This window comes from Anaerocolumna xylanovorans DSM 12503 (genome assembly GCF_900143645.1).
Classification (GTDB): domain Bacteria; phylum Bacillota; class Clostridia; order Lachnospirales; family Lachnospiraceae; genus Anaerocolumna; species Anaerocolumna xylanovorans.
In genome coordinates this window covers 286,611-303,249 of record NZ_FRFD01000007.1, presented here as the reverse complement: position 1 = coordinate 303,249, position 16,639 = coordinate 286,611, and the positions used below count along the sequence as shown (strand labels likewise).

The following is a 16,639-nucleotide window of genomic DNA, read 5'->3' as shown; positions in this document are numbered from 1 at the left end:
AGAGGAGAATAGTATCGCAGGCATGCGGTATGCAGGAAAGAGGATGTTATGATAAGGTGGGCGGACAAGCTCTATTTGGGAGAAAGCATTGAAGGCAGGAAAGAGAAGGTTATGAAATCCGTAGAGAGCGGTAAATTAACCTATGCAATTTTTTGCATAACCTATGCTTCTAATCCGGATAATCTGCTGGATATAATAAGTGCCAATGAGCTTAGTTTTCCTTATTACCAAAAGAAAGAAATCCATATTATCGGACTTGCCGGTTCTAAAAGCGAAGCAAGAGAACTGGTTCGGGTCATGATAGAAGAAATATACAGGGAAACCGGCGGCTTTTCGGTAAAGGAATATTTTTAGCTTATTAAGTGCCAAATGAGTTTTCACAGGAGGATCCGAGAATATATGATCCAAATTGTTTTACTGATTTTAAAAATAATAGGGATAATTCTTGCTTCTGTCTTGGGATTACTAATTGCACTTGTTTTGATCGTATTGTTTGTTCCCGTACGTTATAAGCTAAAGGCAGAGTATGAAGAGGATTTTAAGGCAGATGCAAGAATAACATGGCTTTTAAGGATAGTAACTCTTACAGCCGAATACGGTAAGGGAAATATTGAGATCTCGGAAATATCGAAAGAAGAAAATGACCGGGATTTGAATTTCCGAATGAGATTACGGATTTTTGGAAGAATAATATTTGACAGTTCTAAGAAGAAGGAAGAAAAAAAAGAAGTCAGGCTGTCTTTATTCAGAGGGAAGAAGGAAAAAACAAAGCCCGGGATAAAGAAAAAAGAGAAGGCAGCAGATATAATACAGCCGGATATAAAACATAGCCAAGAGGTGCGTACAGGGGAAAAAGCAGAGACAACTGCACGGACAGAAATTGTAAGGATTACAAAAGCGGCGTCTGAAGCAGTAAGCGGCGTGGAAGACGGAGCGAAGGCTGAAGTGAAGGTAAAGGAGCTTAAGAAACCGACAGAAAGTACGCCCGTAGAGGAGAAAAATCCGGATGAACCGAAAAAAGGCATAGTCCATTTCCTTGAAAATATCAGCAGCGGTATAAAGCGGCTATGGGATAAGTTCAAAGCTTTCTTTGCCGGTATAAAGGAAAAGTTAAAAAGTATCCGCTTAGGTTTTTCGGAAATTCATGAAAAATATAACCGGATTCGCTTATTTTTTCAGAATGAAAATAATAAGCTGGGATTGAGATATGGATTTGACAGCCTAAAGGGTATATTAAGACATATAAGGCCGAGGAAAATCAAGGCATATATAGAGTTTGGGACTGGAGATCCCTGCTCTACCGGCCAGCTTCTTGGTGTGGCAGCGGCTTTTATGGGGATGTATAAAAATTCCGTGCAGGTAATTCCTGATTTTGATGAAAAGGTCTTAAAGGGAAATTTTTATTGCAGGGGAAGAATTAGGTCAGTATTTCTGCTCATTATTGGGATTAAGGTAATACGTAACCGGAATATAAGGGCTCTGATTAATAACTTTCAAACATTAAAGGAGGAATTCTAATGGCAGACAATAGCTTTAATAACACCGTGGAGTCATTGTTTAAAGGAATGGATAATTTTATTACTACAAAAACTGTAGTTGGTGATGCTGTAAAATTCGAGGATGGTACGATTATTCTGCCTTTGGTAGATGTAAGCTTTGGCGTTGGCGCGGGGGCATTTTCAAAAGATACAGGCAAGAATAACGCAGGCGGCGGTATGGGTGGTAAGATAACTCCAAGTGCAGTGCTGGTAATTCAAAATGGCTCTACACGCCTTGTGAATGTGAAGAATCAGGACAATGTAACGAAGATACTGGATATGGTGCCGGATGTACTGAATAAATTCAAGAAGGATAAGCCCGAGAAACCGGAAGATGTATCGGATAAGGTGGATGAAGCGTTAAAAAGACAGTCAAAGATTTAAAAGTTTTTCTTGCAATATACCCCTTCATCTGTTACAATAGTTTTGTTTGCAGGTCGAAAGACTTAGAATATACCTAGGGAGGTGCTTTTAATGGCTAAATGTGCAATTTGTGAAAAAAGTGCTCACTTTGGAAATGCTGTGAGTCATTCTCATAGAAGATCAAACAAGATGTGGAAGGCAAATGTGAAGTCTGTTAAGATTCTGGTTAACGGTGCAGCAAAGAAAACTTATGTATGTACTTCATGTCTTAGATCAGGTAAAGTGGAACGTGCATAATCATTTATGATCAGGACCATCGGTGAGCCGGTGGTTCTGGTTTTTTGTACGGAATTATGGATGGCAAAGCAAAATAAGTCTGCCTGATTGTGGCAGACTTATTTTTGTCTATTATAATAGCTGTTAATACTGTCAGCAGGCAAATAGATTATATCCAAGAACTAAGAGAAGGATAATAATGCAAACGGCAAGGATGCCGTTTGTGATAAACAGCATAATTGTCATACCGACAGCTATCCAGAAAAGGATAAAACCGATTAATCTCTTCATAGGCAAACCTCTTTTACAGGGAAGGTAAGGAACTGGGCTGGTAAAAACGGATATGTGGTTTCTTACTAAACAATATATGCAGAATATTTTTTCTTTATATTATAAATAGAAAAAAATATGGAATAATATAAAAAGCATACATAATGCCGTAAGAACAAAATTAGTATTCCATTTTATATAAAAAAAGGTTATAATAGAAAGGAATGGAAACCTAGGGACGTTAACAATACCGTCAGCATATACTTTTCGGGTAGATTCGTCATAGTTAATATTAATAGAATGGAGGATTCCTATGAAGGGACACGTGAATACAAAAATTGGTGAAGTATCAATAGATAATGATGTGCTGGCCAAATACGCAGGCTCATCAGCGGTTGAGTGCTTTGGCGTTATAGGTATGGCATCGGTCAATATGAAAGATGGTCTTGTAAAGCTTCTTAAACGGGAAAGTCTGAAGCATGGTGTGAACATTTTGCTGGAAGATAATAAAATAATTATTGATTTGCATATCATTGTATCTTACGGAGTAAGTATCTCTGCGGTAGCTGAGAACTTAATCAGTAATGTCAAATATAAGGTAGAAGAATTTACCGGTATGGAAGTGGTTAAAATCAATATTTTCGTCGAAGGCGTAAGAGTCATTGACTAGCAGAAGAATTACTGTTAAGGAGGAATAGATTTGTGGTTATAAATACAATAGATGCTGTGATGCTCCGAAAGATGTTTTTAGCGGGGGCAAAAAGCATTGAATCCCAAAAAGAATATATCAATGAATTGAATGTATTTCCTGTACCCGATGGTGATACAGGTACTAATATGACGCTTACTATTATGTCAGCAGCCCGTGAAGTAAGCCAGATGGAGAACCCGACTATGGAGGGGCTCTCAAAAGCAATATCAGGCGGTTCCTTAAGGGGAGCCAGAGGAAATTCAGGTGTAATTCTCTCACAGCTTTTAAGAGGTTTTTGCAAAGAAATTAAAGAATACCAGAAACTGGATACGCTGGCCTTATCAGCAGCCTTCCAGAAGGCGGTGGAGACTGCTTATAAAGCTGTTATGAAACCCAAGGAAGGAACAATCCTTACCGTTGCAAGAGGCGGAGCAGAAAAGGCAGCAAGCCTTGCATCAGAGACGAAGGATCTTGTTTATTTCTGTGGTGAGATTATTAAACATATGGAGGAAGTATTAGCATATACTCCGGAGCTTCTTCCGGTATTAAAGGAAGCCGGTGTTGTAGATTCCGGCGGACAGGGACTTCTTGAGATTGTAAAGGGAGCTTATGATGCACTCCTTGGCAAGGAAGTAGACTTTGACCAGGTTGTGCAGTCAAATAAGGCTTTGCAGGGAGGCCATGTATCCGAAAACGTTGTAAACAGGGAAAATATTGATACAGCTAATATTAAATTCGGTTATTGTACGGAATTCATTATCATGCTGGAGAAGAAATATAACGAAAATACAGATTACGAATTTAAATCCTATTTGGAATCAATAGGCGATTCTCTTGTGGTAGTATCAGATGATGACATTGTCAAGGTTCATGTACATACAAATGATCCTGGACTTGCCATTCAAAAAGCTTTGACCTATGGTTCTCTTTCCAGGATGAAGATTGATAACATGAGGGAAGAGCATCATGAGAGGCTGATTAAAGATGCCGAAAACCTTGCCAGAAAGCAGGCCGAGGAAAAGAAGTCCAAGGAACCGGAGAAGGTAAAGGAAAAGGCAAAGAAGGAAGTGGGATTTATTTCCGTTTCCATCGGAAAAGGCATTAATGAAATCTTTAAGGGACTTGGAGTGGATTATATCATTGCCGGCGGGCAGACCATGAATCCAAGTACGGAAGATCTGTTAAATGCCATTGAAGAAGTGAATGCAGAGACTATTTTCATCCTTCCCAATAACAGTAATATCATTCTGGCAGCAAACCAGGCCAAAGAGCTTACACAGGATAAAAATATCATTGTAATCCCTACAAAGACAGTTCCACAGGGGATTACTGCCATCATCAATTATGTACATGACAAGACCGCAGAGGAAAATGCAGAAAGAATGACTGCTGAAATGAAGAAAGTAAAGAGCGGCCAGGTTACCTATGCAGTCAGAGATACCAATATGGACGGTAAGGAAATCAAACAGGGTGATATCATGGGTCTGGATGAGAAAACCATACTTTCCGTAGGCTCTGATATCGGTGAAACAACCTTTGGATTAGTCTGCGGCCTTACAGATGAGGACTCTGAATTAATCAGCTTGTATTACGGCGAAGAGATAGCAGAGGATGCTGCCGAAGCCTTAGCGGAACGCATCAGAGAAAAGTTCCCCGAAGCAGAAGTGGAAGTCCATTTTGGCGGACAGCCGATTTATTATTATGTTCTGTCAGTAGAATAGAATGATATAAAAAGACAGCGGCTTTACTCCTATGATTCATAATAGATAAAAATAAGGTTCTTGAAGCTGAATGAGAAGGGCGATACAGGCTCTCTAATTAGCTAAAAGAACCTTTTCTAATATCAATATTCAAAAAGGTGGTAGGTTGAAAAATAAAAGACATTTTTCAACTACGTATTCAGGAATATCAAATCGAAGATTTGATATTCACAAAAGGTGGAATGATGAAGGAATTAAAGCTTACAGATTCTGTGACAGAGGTTAAGGGGATTGGTGAGAAAACAGAAAAAGCACTGAATAAATTATCCGTTTTTACGGTATCGGATTTAATCAGGCATTATCCAAGAGGGTATGACGCCTATGAGCCGCCGGTGCCGATAACCTCCGTAAAGGAGGGGGAAAAGGCAGCAATAGAGGCATCCATCATTACCTCTCCTCTTGTTAAACAGGTACGAAACTTAAAAATTATCACGATCAGGGTTAAGGATATAAGCGGAAGCTTAAACCTTAGCTGGTTTAACATGCCCTTTTTAAAGAGCAGACTGATGTCAGGGTATCATTATATATTCAGAGGAAAAGCCATACGTAAAAACGGTGTACTGGTAATAGAGCAGCCGGAGATTTATACCAGAGAGGAATATCAAAGAAAAATGAATATTCTGCAGCCTGTCTATCCTCTTACAGACGGAATTACAAATAATCTTCTTACAAAAGCAATAAAAACAGCTCTGGAGGAAGTAGGGATAATAGAGGACTATCTTCCAAAGTCCATCCAAAAAGAATATAAGCTGATGAGAGGAAAAGATGCTCTTTTAGAGCTGCATTTTCCCAAAGACAAGGAACTGCTTGACAAGGCGAGAAGAAGGCTTATCTTTGATGAATTCTTTCAATTTACTCTGGCACTTTCTTATTTGAAGGAAAGTAAAAAGGGATGGAAGAACAATTTCTCAATAGAGGATAATGAGGGGTGCAAGGAATATGAGGACAGTCTCCCTTATAAATTGACCGGAGCCCAGAAAAGGGCATGGGAGGAAATAGGGAAAGATATGCAGTCAGGGCATACCATGAACCGGTTAATACAGGGAGATGTAGGTTCCGGTAAAACCGTCCTGGCGGCTCTATCCTTACTGTTAACGGCCCTAAACGGCTATCAGGGATGCCTGATGGTACCGACAGAGGTTCTTGCAAAGCAGCATTTTGAGACAATCAATGATGCCTTTCTTGCTTACGGGATTAAGACAGCATTGCTTACCGGCTCCATGACAGCAGCTTCTAAAAGAGAAGTGTATAAAAAGGTGAAGGAAGGAGAAGTTCAGATTATTATAGGAACCCATGCTCTTATTCAGGAAAAGGTGGAATATCTTAAGCTTGCCCTTGTTGTCACGGATGAACAGCACCGTTTTGGGGTAAGGCAAAGAGAGATGCTTTCCGATAAAGGAGAGCACCCCCATGTCCTTGTTATGAGCGCTACTCCCATTCCAAGAACCTTGGCTATAATTCTCTATGGGGACCTTGATATTTCCCTGGTGGATGAGCTTCCCGCAGGAAGGCTTCCGATTAAAAACTGCGTGGTCGACACAGGATACAGGAATACTGCCTATCACTTTATCGGAAAGCAGATTGAGGAGGGGCGGCAGGCCTATGTTATCTGCCCGATGGTAGAAGAAAGTGAAGTAATCGAGGCGGAAAATGTAATCGAATACACAGAAAAGCTTAAGGAAGCGCTGCCTTTTGCAATTGTGGAATACCTCCACGGCAAGATGAAGCCGCAGGAAAAGAATGAAATCATGGAGCGGTTTTCAAAAGGAGAAATACAGGTGCTTGTCTCAACCACAGTTGTTGAGGTTGGAGTGAATGTGCCCAATGCCACAGTTATGATGATTGAAAATGCAGAGCGCTTCGGTCTGGCGCAGCTTCACCAGTTAAGGGGAAGGGTCGGCAGAGGAGGGCACCAGTCCTATTGTATATTGGTGTGCGGCAGAGAGGGAAAGGATATCAGAAAACGGCTTGAAATAATGAACCAGTCCAATGACGGCTTTTATATCGCAGGAGAAGACCTAAAGCTTAGAGGACCGGGAGATATGTTTGGCATAAGGCAAAGCGGTGATATGGAATTTAAGCTGGGAGATATTTATCAGGATGCAAAGGTATTAATGGAAGCCAATGAGGCAGCAGGAAAGCTCTCGAAAGAAGAACTTGAGGCTATTTTTTCGAAATCACCGGAGCTTAAGGAAAAAATTGCAGAGTTTAAGGGTGGGACCTTATAATTAATTTATTATACTAATTTACTTTACTCTTTTTATTTTAATTCGTATATTGTATAATATTTCTAGCATTTACCTGGACAGAATTGGAAAACAGGAAGGAGGGCATATGCAGAGCAGCTACTCAAAAGAAACACTATACAAAATAGGCCATGAAAATTACAATAAGCTAAGCCGCCTATCCTTCCTGCTATTAGAGGGGGGCTATTGGGAAACTCCTCAAAGTGTTATCCATAAAAGTATTGAAGAAGTGCTGGCCCTATATGTTCAGGCAGTATGTGTATCTCTTAGCTTATCCTGCAGGCTGTATCATGAAGAAGATATCCGGTTTATACTGGATATCGTTAAGAGGGACATGCTTGGTATTGAAGATGGTGACATGCTGACAGAAAGTATGAAAGAAGCGGCCGACAGGATTGTGAATTCACCGCCTATCCTTCTTCAGCTATGTAATCTGTATGATCTGGAGAAGAAGGATTGTATAGCCGCCAGCTTTTTAGATGCGCTCTTTAATATTCTTTTGGCACTTACGGACCTTTGCCAGGCCAGAAACAGAGATACCGCTTCGTATCTTATGGCATACTATAAGAAAGTGAATGTTTTTTACAACAGTGGTGATTCTTTTATATACCGCATGGGAGAGAGGGAAGTATTCCGAAAGATTAACAGCGAAGAATTTGGTACAGCTCCATTATTCCTTAGGACCTCCCATAGAATGGCAGGAGAAGAAGGAACTCTGAATGAAAGCACTCACGGAAAAGAAAGCCATAAGGGTAAGAGAAAGCAAGAGGGAAAGACCGCGGAGCAGGAAGAAAGTGCCGTACCGGAAGCAGACTTTGAGACAGAAAAAGATGGTTTGGAGGAATTGCTGTCTGAACTTAATGCTTTGATAGGACTTAATCGGGTAAAGGAGGAAATCAATTCTCTCATTAATCTGATCAAAGTAAAGAAAATCAGAGAAGAATACGGTATGCCTGCCATGAATGTATCCTATCATATGGTTTATACCGGTAATCCGGGTACCGGAAAGACCACGGTAGCAAGACTTGTAGCCGCCATCTATAAAGAACTTGGCATTTTAAGCAAGGGAAACCTGGTGGAGACTGACAGAAGCGGACTGGTAGCAGGATATGTGGGACAAACTGCCCTTAAGGTGAAGGAAGTAGTAGAAGAAGCCTTGGGAGGGGTATTGTTTATTGATGAGGCCTATTCACTGGCGGGAGACAACCTGCCCGGGGATTTCGGGAAGGAAGCCATCGATGCCCTGGTGAAACTGATGGAGGATAACAGGGACAATCTGGTAGTCATCGTTGCAGGGTATAAGGAGGAAATGAAGGCTTTCTTAAAGTCAAATACAGGGCTTATATCAAGATTTAACCGGTTTATAGAATTCCCGGATTATACGGAAAAAGAATTAACGGATATTCTTTTAAGTATGGCAGACAGGGCTGGCCTTACCGTAGAGGAGGAAGCTAAAATGCATATAACAAAATACTTATCCAGGATGGGTACAGAGAAGGCAAAGGAATTTGGCAATGCCAGAGGAATACGCAATATTTTTGAAAAAATACTGATAAACCAGGCAAACCGCCTGGCTGCCTGCGATAAACCAACAAAGGAGCAGGTATCCGTAATTCATCTTACGGATGTCAGGGATATCTAAATAAGAAAATAAAGGAGAAGCGTATGAAGTACAAATATGTTGTAGTAGGAGCCGGATTGGCTGGACTGGCAGCAGCAGAACGAATAGCAGAGGTACTTGATGAAGAGGTTTTGGTAATTGAGAAAAGAAATCATATAGGAGGAAATGTTTATGATTCCTATAATGAAGAAGGCATATTAATCCATAATTACGGACCCCATATTTTCCATACGAATGATAAGGAAGTTTATGAGTATTTAAGCCAGTTTACCCCCTGGTACCATTTCTGGCACAGAGTTTTAACCTATGTGGACGGCAATCTTATCCCCATGCCCATAACTGTTGAAACGGTAAATAAGATGTATAACTTAAATTTAAGCTGCTTTGAGGTTGAAGAATTTTTAGAAAAGCAGGCAGTGCCTATGGGAGAGATTCGGACCAGCAAGGATGTGGCACTAAGTAAGGTCGGGGAAGACATCTATAAGAAAATATTTGAGAATTACACAAGAAAGCAGTGGGGAGTTGATCCGGCTGAACTGGATACCGCCGTTATCTCAAGAATTCCCATCAGGGCAAACAGGGATACCAGATATTTCAGCGATAAATACCAGGGCATGCCCAAATACGGCTATACAAAAATGTGTGAAAACATGATTCGCAATAAAAAAATAAAGATTTTACTGAATACCGATTATAAAGAGGTAATAGGGGACTTGGAATATGACAAATTAATCTATACCGGTCCGACGGATTATTTCTATGATTATAAACACGGAAAGATGGCTTACCGGAGTCTGGAATTCCAGTTTGAGACCTATTCCAGGGAGGAATACCAGGAAGCTCCGGTGGTTAATTATCCTAATGACTATGACTTTACAAGAATTACGGAATTTAAGAAGCTTACAGGACAGGAACATAAAAAAACAACGATTTTAAAGGAATTCCCCACCGGAGAGGGAGAACCCTATTATCCTTTCCCTACAAAGGAGTACCAGCAGCAGTTTAAGCTCTATCAGGCAGACATGGAAAAAGAAGAGAAGGTTGTTTTCCTTGGAAGGCTTGCAGAGTACCGTTACTATAATATGGATGGTGTAGTAAGGCGTGTATTAAATGCCTTTAAAGGAGGTTTCCGTGGATAAGCTGTATATCATAATACCCGCTTATAACGAAGAGGAGAATATCGTAGGTGTCATTAATGAATGGTACAAGGTAGTAGAAGAGGCAGGAAACGGCAGCAGGCTTGTCATTATTGATGACGGCAGCAAGGATAAAACTTTTCAGATAATGCAAGAGGCTGCCGTGGGCAGGGAAGCTTTTATTCCGCTTACCAAGCCAAATGGCGGGCATGGCGCGACCATCCTTTACGGTTATCACTATGCCATAAAAGATGGTGCTGATTATATCTTTCAGACAGATTCAGACGGGCAGACCCTTTCAACGGAATTCTGGGAATTCTGGAAGAACAGAAAAGATTACGACATGATAATCGGACACCGGAAAGGGCGGCAGGACGGATTTTCAAGAGTATTTGTAACAAAGACTTTAAAGTTTGTATTACGCCTTGTATTCCATGTTTCTGTAAAGGATGCCAATACTCCTTTCCGTCTGATGGAAAGTCAGGTTTTGAAAGAAAACATAAAGCTCATACCGGAAAATTATAACCTGTCCAATGTTATAATATCTGTGATATATGCAAAAAAGCATAAAAAGGTCAAATATATTCCCATTACCTTCCGGCCCAGACAGGGAGGAGTAAATTCTATCAATATGAAGAAAATATTCCGTATCGGAAAACAGGCATTAAAGGACTTTTCAGCCATCAGTAAGTATATAGGCTGATAGAAATTTCTTATGGGAAGGACAGGCGTGTAAATGAATTCCAAACATAAAATTATTTTTACATCCGTATTGATAATAGCCGTACTTGTGGCAGGACGGTTCTTACTGGGGAAGGATTTCACCTCATTTTTTAAATGGTGGGGTGTATTGCTTTTGTTAGGAGCAACATTTATCCCCATTGCAGGGATCGTATTTGAGAATTTTCATGACAAAGGATTTTTATTCTCCAAAACCATAGGGATAGCCGCAGCAGGGTATCTTATGTGGCTGTTATCGGCTATCAGGTTACTGAAGTTCTCCTCATTTTCCTGTGTTTTGATAATGGTTCTTTTGATAATTGCCAATGGATTTGTGCTTACCAGATGGAAGAAAAAAAAGCTATCTCTTAACAGAGAGAATATAAAGTCAATACTCATAGAGGAGCTTTTATTCCTGGTATTTTTCCTCCTATGGACCTATATCAGAGGCTTTAAGCCGGAAGCACATGGTACGGAGAAGTTCATGGATTATGGCTTTATGGCGGCTATGATGAGGGCGGATTACATGCCTCCTAAGGATATGTGGTTTGCCGGAAGTACCATTAATTATTATTATGTCGGCCAGTTTCTGGCAACCTTTTTAACCAAGTTGTCCTTTGTCAGAGCCAATGAAGGCTATAATCTCATGATGATGACGCTGGCTGCCCTTGGTTTTGTACTTCCCTATGCCATTGCTTATAATGTAACCTTGCAGTATTTGAAGGATAAAGGCTCCTCTGGCAGATGGAAGGCTCCTTTTGCAGGAATGTTATCCGGTGCCGGCGTATCGCTTGCCGGAAATATACATTTTGTGCTTTTTTACTGGGTAGTTCCTGGAATCCGTTCGTTTCTTGGGATTACGGGAGACTTTAAGAATTACTGGTTTCCCAATTCCACAAGATATATCGGTTACAATCCGGATACCCATGACAAAACAATTCATGAGTTTCCAAGCTACTCCTTTATACTGGGAGATTTGCATGCGCATGTATTAAATATTATGCTGGTGCTTACTGTAACAGCCATTCTCTTTGCATGGTTGTTAAAGCGGAAGAAGTTAATGGAAGAAGGCTATGGGGCGGATAAGAAGCCCAAACTTCTGACAGAGATTCTAAATCCGCATATTTTGCTTATTGGTTTCCTGATTGGCGTATTCCATACCACGAATTTCTGGGATTATCCTATTTATTTTGTGGTTTCGGGGGCTATCATTTTATTTTCTAATATGGTTTTTTATGATTTTAAGATAGAGGCCTATGGAGTGACAGCCATTCAGGGTGCGGCAGTTTTAGCAATTTCTGAAATTACCGCAATGCCCTTTACCTTAACCTTTGACCAGATATCCACGGAAGTCAATCTGACACAGACTCATACACCCCTATACCAGCTGATAGTTCTCTGGGGACTGCCTGCAATCATTGTACTGGGGCTGTTAACAGAGCTTATAATGCTCCAGAGAAGAAGGGACAGGGAGAAAGAACAGGTATCTTTTGAAAGCACCGGAAAACGCTGCTATACTGGTATAAAAGGATTTTTTCAAAATCTTACGGCGTCGGAATTGTTTATCATAACGCTTGGACTTTGTGCCATCGGACTTGTATTAATTCCTGAAGTTATCTATGTAAAAGATATTTATACAGGGGACTATAAAAGAGCCAATACCATGTTTAAGCTGACCTATCAGGCATACATTCTGTTTGGTACAAGTATCGGTTTTATTTTTGCAAAATTTATCCATAAGCCCTCCTTTGTATGGCAGAAAAAATTTACGGTCATTACCCTGGTGCTGTTCCTGTGTACCATTTGGTACAGTGAGGTTTCTGTCAAGGCATGGTACGGGAACATTTTTGAGACGAAAAATTATAAAGGCCTTGATGCGATTGCTTTTATGGGAAATAGCATGCCCGATGATTATGAGACTGTTAAGTGGCTTAATCAAAATATCACCGGCACGCCGGTTGTGTTAGAGGCAAATGGAGACAGCTATACCGATAATGAAAGGATATCCATGGCAACAGGACTTCCGACGGTTCTTGGCTGGTATGTTCATGAATGGCTCTGGCATGGAAATGTCGCTGTTCTGAATCAGAGAATAGAGGATGTAAAGACATTGTATACTACTGCCGATTTGCAGGAAGCAAAAGCAATTATTAAAGAGTATCATATCAAATATATTTACGTAGGCAAGCTGGAGCAGGATAAATTCCCTGAACTGAATAAGGATTTTATAAAGAGCCTTGGGACCATTGTGCTGGATTACGCAGAAAGAGCCGATAAAAACTATGAATCTTTTCTGATTAAGGTTTCAGAGTAAAAATAAAAATTTGAATAAATTACCTGATTATTTCAGAATTTACAGAACATAATAATAGTGTAACAAACAACAACACAGATTATTTGGAGCTGCAAAGATAAGAGCGGCGCAGATAAGAAAATGGAGGAGTTTATTATGCCAAGTAGAAACAGAGCTGAAGTACCTCAGGCAAAAGAAGCTTTAAACAAATTTAAGTATGAAGTAGCTAACGAAATCGGTGTACCTTTAAAACAGGGTTACAACGGAGATTTAACTTCCTATCAAAACGGAAGTGTCGGCGGAATGATGGTTAAGAAAATGATAGCCGAACAGGAAAAGAAAATGTCCGGTCAGCAGTAATATAGAAAAAGAAGGATTTTAGGCTTTAAAGCTTAAAATCCTTCTTTTTTTCATGCATAGAAAATTCGAAAAATTTCCTATGCATGAAAAACAAAATTTGTCAATCTGTGTGATAATAACAATATTTGGATTTTGCCCTGATTTATTGAATATTTTCAGAATATGGAGTAGAATAGTAAGAAGCAGGGAATGTCCTAGGAAACTTGTACTAGGAGGCAAAATTGGGTTGACAAAACAAGAGAATAATATACAATATTAATAGATATTTTTGTGAATTGTAGCATTTTCTAAGTGCCTTTTGTCACACGGGAGTTTATATGAGAGTAATTGCAGGAAAAGCCAAGAGAATACAGCTAAGGACTATTGAAGGTCTGGAGACAAGACCGACCACCGACAGGATCAAAGAAACTCTGTTTAATATGGTGAACAACAGGTTGCTTGACTGCGATTTTTTGGATTTGTTCAGCGGAAGCGGAGCCATAGGGATTGAAGCTTTAAGCAGAGGCGCAGGTTCCGCTGTTTTTGTTGAAAATAATAAGAATGCCATGGAATGCATAAAACATAATCTGAATGTTACCAGACTTGCAGATAGGGGAAAGATTCTTTTAATGGATGCTGTTTCAGCTATCCGCGCTCTTGAGGTGCAGGGAAGAGTGTTTGATATTATTTTTATGGATCCGCCCTACAATCACCTTTATGAGCAGCAGGTGTTGAATGCACTTAGGAATTCAGGGATTGTTTACTGTGATACACTTATAATAATAGAGGCATCCAAGGAGACGGACTTCGACTATTTAGAGGAATCGCCTTTTCATATTATAAAAGAAAAAATATATAAGACCAATAAACATGTTTTTATAGAACCTATACAGTCAGCTTAAGGTTCTGCGATATACACGAAAGAGGTAATGTGAAAATTAAAAAGCAATTTTCACTTTTAATTTAGGCAGTATCGCAGGCAGGCCTGCGATATACACGAAAGAGGTTAGGTTGAAAAATAAATTTTTCAACTACATATTCAGGAATATCAAATCAAAGATTTGATATACACGAAAGAGGTTAGTATGAGAGTTGGAATATATCCGGGAAGTTTTGATCCGGTTACTTTTGGACATATAGATATTATCAAACGTGCTTCCAAATTAGTGGATACCCTAATTATAGGCGTTTTAAAAAACAGCAGTAAAGCTCCCTTGTTTACTACGAAAGAACGGATGGACTTTCTAAGAATTGCAACGGGAGATTTGGATAATATACAAATTGAAGAGTACCAGGGACTTCTGGTAAATTACGCCGGAGAAAAACAGGCAAATGTTATATTCAGAGGTTTAAGGGCAGTAACAGATTTTGAGTATGAACTGCAGCTGGCACAGACGAACCATATACTGAATCCGAATGTGGATACGGTATTCCTTACAACCAGCGTGGAATATGCTTATTTAAGCTCCAGTACGGTGAAGGAAATAGCCAGCTATGGAGGCAGTATTGAGAGATTTGTTCCGGCTCCTATTGTTCAGTCTATTTTCGATAAATATCAAGAATTAAGGAGAGTATAGGATGGGTGCTAGTAGGATAGAACAGTTAATTGAAGATATCTATGAATTTGTAGAGAGTTGCAGGATGCAGCCATTATCATCTACAAAGGTAATAGTACCAAAAGACGAATTGTATGATTTGTTGGATGAATTGCGGCTGCGGACACCGGATGAGATTAAAAGATATCAGAAAATAATTGCAAACAGGGATGCTATCCTTGCCGACGCAGAGGAAAAGGCAGCAGCAATCCTTGCGGAAGCGGGAGAAAGAGCCAATGCTCTTCTTGATGAAAGCGAAATTATGCAGCAGGCATATTATCAGGCAGATGATTTGGTTAAAAAAGCCGAGGAAGAGTCAGAGCGTATTGTTGGTGAGGCCAATCTGGATGCAATGCAGATTCGCCAGGGAGCTCTTTCTTATACGGCCGATATGCTGACAGATGCGGAACAGGTAATTGAAAATGCTTATCAAAGCAGTAAATCCAAATATGACAACCTTTTAAATACTTTAAAAGGAAATTTAGAGATTATTGCAAGTAATAAAAGAGAACTGGCCAGTGATAATTCACAGGAAAATGCTTATGGGCAAAGAGCCATGCAGGAAGCGGCACAGGCCAGGGAAGGTGTAACACAGGAGGAATTCGAAGAATTCGGTTTTGATGAGAACACTTTCTTGAATGGAATTGATTAGGTAATGTATACATAAATGACCGCCATAAAAAGGGCAATGGTCATGTGAAGCAGTTTTTGAAAGACATAAGTACGGATAGACAGCCCTGTATTGCTGATTACACTATTGGTTTGAGCCAGACCGGACAAACCGCCGAATGCTGTAATCATTGTGATCAGGGCTATTTTTGCGTCCATGGAAAGGGCAGCGGTACTGATTTTGTTTATTCCGGTCGTAATCTCTAAGAATCCCAGAATGAGAAGCTTTAATGGGCTGTTATGTGAACCCGTATCCGAAAATATCTGCGCGGCAATGGAAAAAAGGATAACATAACCGCCTACACGGGTTATAATATCAAAAGCATCCATAATGCTTTTGTCCAACTTTCTAAAGTCGAACCGGCTGTTGATATCTTTCTTTACAGAGATATCAGCTGCCTGCAGGCTTAAGGCAGACATTTTGTTCCGGCTTGTTCTGAAAGCATTCCATATCCGTGCAGAAATGAAAGCGGAAGAATAAAGTATCAAGAGCAGGATAAAGCGCATATCCGGCCTGTTTAACTGGGTGAGGGAAATATAGCTCATGATAAACATGGGGCTTGCATTATTGCATAAGCCTAAGAGGTATTGTCCTTCCGATTCCGTAAGCTCTCCCCTTGTGAGCATATCTGCCGTTGTTTTGGCACCTACCGGGATTCCGGAAAGAAATCCGATCAGCACCGGATAGCATCCATTTCTTGATACACCAAAGAGACGGCGGAATACCGGATATAATATTCTGCTTAAAGGGGCGGTAATCCGCATTTGGACGATTAAGTTGGATAAAATCATAAAGGGCAGCAAAGTCGGGAGCAAGGTATTAAACCATAACAGCAGCCCTTTTCTGGCTCCCTGATAGGAGGAGGTCGGAAAGATAAGTATCAGAGCAAGAAAGATAAGAACGCCTGCTCTGGGAAGATTCTTTTTTAAGGTATTTATAGGCAGCATAGTGTAAAGTCAGATGTGAATCTACCTCCTTCTTGTATTACTATAATCTATTTGAAAGAGAGCTTGCATATACCTTAAATACAAATCATTTATTATTTCGGATAAAGGTATAATTTATCGGCAGAGATATGGTATAATAAGGGTGTTTTAATTACTGCCGTAAGAAAGGACAAA

The 16,639-nt window shown here is 40.1% G+C and carries 17 protein-coding genes; 15 read left to right on the top strand and 2 right to left on the bottom strand.

Going from position 1 to position 16,639, the window contains the following annotated elements:
* Positions 1–48 precede the first annotated feature (48 nt).
* From BUF11_RS13545 to rpmB, 4 genes are all read left to right on the top strand, one after another.
* Positions 49–354, top strand: a complete 306-nt coding sequence (locus BUF11_RS13545; RefSeq protein ID WP_073589384.1) for a hypothetical protein — start codon at positions 49–51, stop codon at positions 352–354.
* A 45-nt stretch (positions 355–399) separates the two neighbouring features.
* Positions 400–1,518, top strand: a complete 1,119-nt coding sequence (locus BUF11_RS13540) for a DUF2953 domain-containing protein (RefSeq protein ID WP_073589383.1) — start codon at positions 400–402, stop codon at positions 1,516–1,518.
* Positions 1,518–1,922, top strand: a complete 405-nt coding sequence (locus BUF11_RS13535; RefSeq protein ID WP_073589382.1) for a GerW family sporulation protein — start codon at positions 1,518–1,520, stop codon at positions 1,920–1,922. Before BUF11_RS13540 ends, BUF11_RS13535 begins: the two co-directional genes overlap by 1 nt.
* A 90-nt stretch (positions 1,923–2,012) precedes the next feature.
* A complete protein-coding gene (gene rpmB, locus BUF11_RS13530) occupies positions 2,013–2,198 on the top strand; it encodes a 50S ribosomal protein L28 (protein WP_033166847.1) in 186 nt (61 codons plus the stop codon).
* A 132-nt stretch (positions 2,199–2,330) separates the two neighbouring features.
* On the opposite strand, the gene BUF11_RS24395 is transcribed toward rpmB, so the two are convergent.
* A complete protein-coding gene (locus BUF11_RS24395; RefSeq protein ID WP_175562066.1) occupies positions 2,331–2,468 on the bottom strand; it encodes a hypothetical protein in 138 nt (45 codons plus the stop codon).
* A gap of 292 nt (positions 2,469–2,760) precedes the next feature.
* Between BUF11_RS24395 and BUF11_RS13525 the strand changes: the two genes are divergently transcribed.
* From BUF11_RS13525 to BUF11_RS13475, 11 genes are all read left to right on the top strand, one after another.
* Positions 2,761–3,117, top strand: coding sequence for an Asp23/Gls24 family envelope stress response protein (locus tag BUF11_RS13525; protein ID WP_073589381.1), 357 nt, complete (start codon positions 2,761–2,763; stop codon positions 3,115–3,117).
* A gap of 32 nt (positions 3,118–3,149) precedes the next feature.
* Entirely contained in the window at positions 3,150–4,859 is a 1,710-nt protein-coding gene (locus tag BUF11_RS13520; RefSeq protein ID WP_073589380.1) for a DAK2 domain-containing protein, read from the top strand.
* A gap of 224 nt (positions 4,860–5,083) precedes the next feature.
* Positions 5,084–7,126: an ATP-dependent DNA helicase RecG gene (gene recG, locus BUF11_RS13515; protein WP_073589379.1), complete on the top strand. Its 2,043-nt coding sequence runs from the start codon at positions 5,084–5,086 to the stop codon at positions 7,124–7,126.
* Positions 7,127–7,232: 106 nt separating this feature from the next.
* Positions 7,233–8,786 (top strand): AAA family ATPase, encoded by a 1,554-nt coding sequence (locus BUF11_RS24060; protein WP_073589378.1) that lies wholly within the window; start codon positions 7,233–7,235, stop codon positions 8,784–8,786.
* 23 nt (positions 8,787–8,809) lie between these two features.
* Positions 8,810–9,904 (top strand): UDP-galactopyranose mutase, encoded by a 1,095-nt coding sequence (glf, locus tag BUF11_RS13505; RefSeq protein ID WP_073589377.1) that lies wholly within the window; start codon positions 8,810–8,812, stop codon positions 9,902–9,904.
* On the top strand, positions 9,897–10,604 hold the full coding sequence (locus BUF11_RS13500; protein ID WP_242952374.1) for a glycosyltransferase family 2 protein: 708 nt from the start codon (positions 9,897–9,899) through the stop codon (positions 10,602–10,604). The genes glf and BUF11_RS13500 overlap by 8 nt, the downstream gene beginning before the upstream one ends.
* A gap of 33 nt (positions 10,605–10,637) precedes the next feature.
* A complete protein-coding gene (locus BUF11_RS13495; protein WP_073589375.1) occupies positions 10,638–12,935 on the top strand; it encodes a DUF2298 domain-containing protein in 2,298 nt (765 codons plus the stop codon).
* Positions 12,936–13,070: 135 nt separating this feature from the next.
* Positions 13,071–13,274, top strand: coding sequence for an alpha/beta-type small acid-soluble spore protein (locus BUF11_RS13490; RefSeq protein ID WP_084558650.1), 204 nt, complete (start codon positions 13,071–13,073; stop codon positions 13,272–13,274).
* 317 nt (positions 13,275–13,591) lie between these two features.
* Complete coding sequence (rsmD, locus tag BUF11_RS13485; protein WP_073589373.1) at positions 13,592–14,155, top strand: 16S rRNA (guanine(966)-N(2))-methyltransferase RsmD; 564 nt, start codon at positions 13,592–13,594, stop codon at positions 14,153–14,155.
* A 183-nt stretch (positions 14,156–14,338) separates the two neighbouring features.
* Complete coding sequence (gene coaD / locus BUF11_RS13480) at positions 14,339–14,830, top strand: pantetheine-phosphate adenylyltransferase (RefSeq protein WP_073589372.1); 492 nt, start codon at positions 14,339–14,341, stop codon at positions 14,828–14,830.
* A gap of 1 nt (position 14,831) precedes the next feature.
* Entirely contained in the window at positions 14,832–15,500 is a 669-nt protein-coding gene (locus tag BUF11_RS13475; protein ID WP_073589371.1) for a FliH/SctL family protein, read from the top strand.
* Here the strand turns inward: BUF11_RS13475 and BUF11_RS13470 are convergent.
* Entirely contained in the window at positions 15,497–16,465 is a 969-nt protein-coding gene (locus BUF11_RS13470; protein ID WP_073589370.1) for a hypothetical protein, read from the bottom strand. The two genes, BUF11_RS13475 and BUF11_RS13470, sit on opposite strands and share 4 nt — an antisense overlap.
* Positions 16,466–16,639: the final 174 nt, after the last annotated feature.

What these genes read in the sequence shown, in the direction of transcription:
- BUF11_RS13540 (WP_073589383.1), top strand. Translation starts at nt 400, where the DNA reads ATGATCCAAATTGTTTTACTGATTTTAAAAATAATAGGGATAATTCTT.
- glf (WP_073589377.1), top strand. Translation starts at nt 8,810, where the DNA reads ATGAAGTACAAATATGTTGTAGTAGGAGCCGGATTGGCTGGACTGGCA.
- BUF11_RS24395 (WP_175562066.1), bottom strand. Translation starts at nt 2,468, where the DNA reads ATGAAGAGATTAATCGGTTTTATCCTTTTCTGGATAGCTGTCGGTATG.
- recG (WP_073589379.1), top strand. Translation starts at nt 5,084, where the DNA reads ATGAAGGAATTAAAGCTTACAGATTCTGTGACAGAGGTTAAGGGGATT.
- BUF11_RS13495 (WP_073589375.1), top strand. Translation starts at nt 10,638, where the DNA reads ATGAATTCCAAACATAAAATTATTTTTACATCCGTATTGATAATAGCC.
- rsmD (WP_073589373.1), top strand. Translation starts at nt 13,592, where the DNA reads ATGAGAGTAATTGCAGGAAAAGCCAAGAGAATACAGCTAAGGACTATT.
- BUF11_RS13545 (WP_073589384.1), top strand. Translation starts at nt 49, where the DNA reads ATGATAAGGTGGGCGGACAAGCTCTATTTGGGAGAAAGCATTGAAGGC.
- BUF11_RS13470 (WP_073589370.1), bottom strand. Translation starts at nt 16,465, where the DNA reads ATGCTGCCTATAAATACCTTAAAAAAGAATCTTCCCAGAGCAGGCGTT.
- BUF11_RS13525 (WP_073589381.1), top strand. Translation starts at nt 2,761, where the DNA reads ATGAAGGGACACGTGAATACAAAAATTGGTGAAGTATCAATAGATAAT.
- BUF11_RS13535 (WP_073589382.1), top strand. Translation starts at nt 1,518, where the DNA reads ATGGCAGACAATAGCTTTAATAACACCGTGGAGTCATTGTTTAAAGGA.
- coaD (WP_073589372.1), top strand. Translation starts at nt 14,339, where the DNA reads ATGAGAGTTGGAATATATCCGGGAAGTTTTGATCCGGTTACTTTTGGA.
- BUF11_RS24060 (WP_073589378.1), top strand. Translation starts at nt 7,233, where the DNA reads ATGCAGAGCAGCTACTCAAAAGAAACACTATACAAAATAGGCCATGAA.
- BUF11_RS13490 (WP_084558650.1), top strand. Translation starts at nt 13,071, where the DNA reads ATGCCAAGTAGAAACAGAGCTGAAGTACCTCAGGCAAAAGAAGCTTTA.
- BUF11_RS13475 (WP_073589371.1), top strand. Translation starts at nt 14,832, where the DNA reads ATGGGTGCTAGTAGGATAGAACAGTTAATTGAAGATATCTATGAATTT.
- rpmB (WP_033166847.1), top strand. Translation starts at nt 2,013, where the DNA reads ATGGCTAAATGTGCAATTTGTGAAAAAAGTGCTCACTTTGGAAATGCT.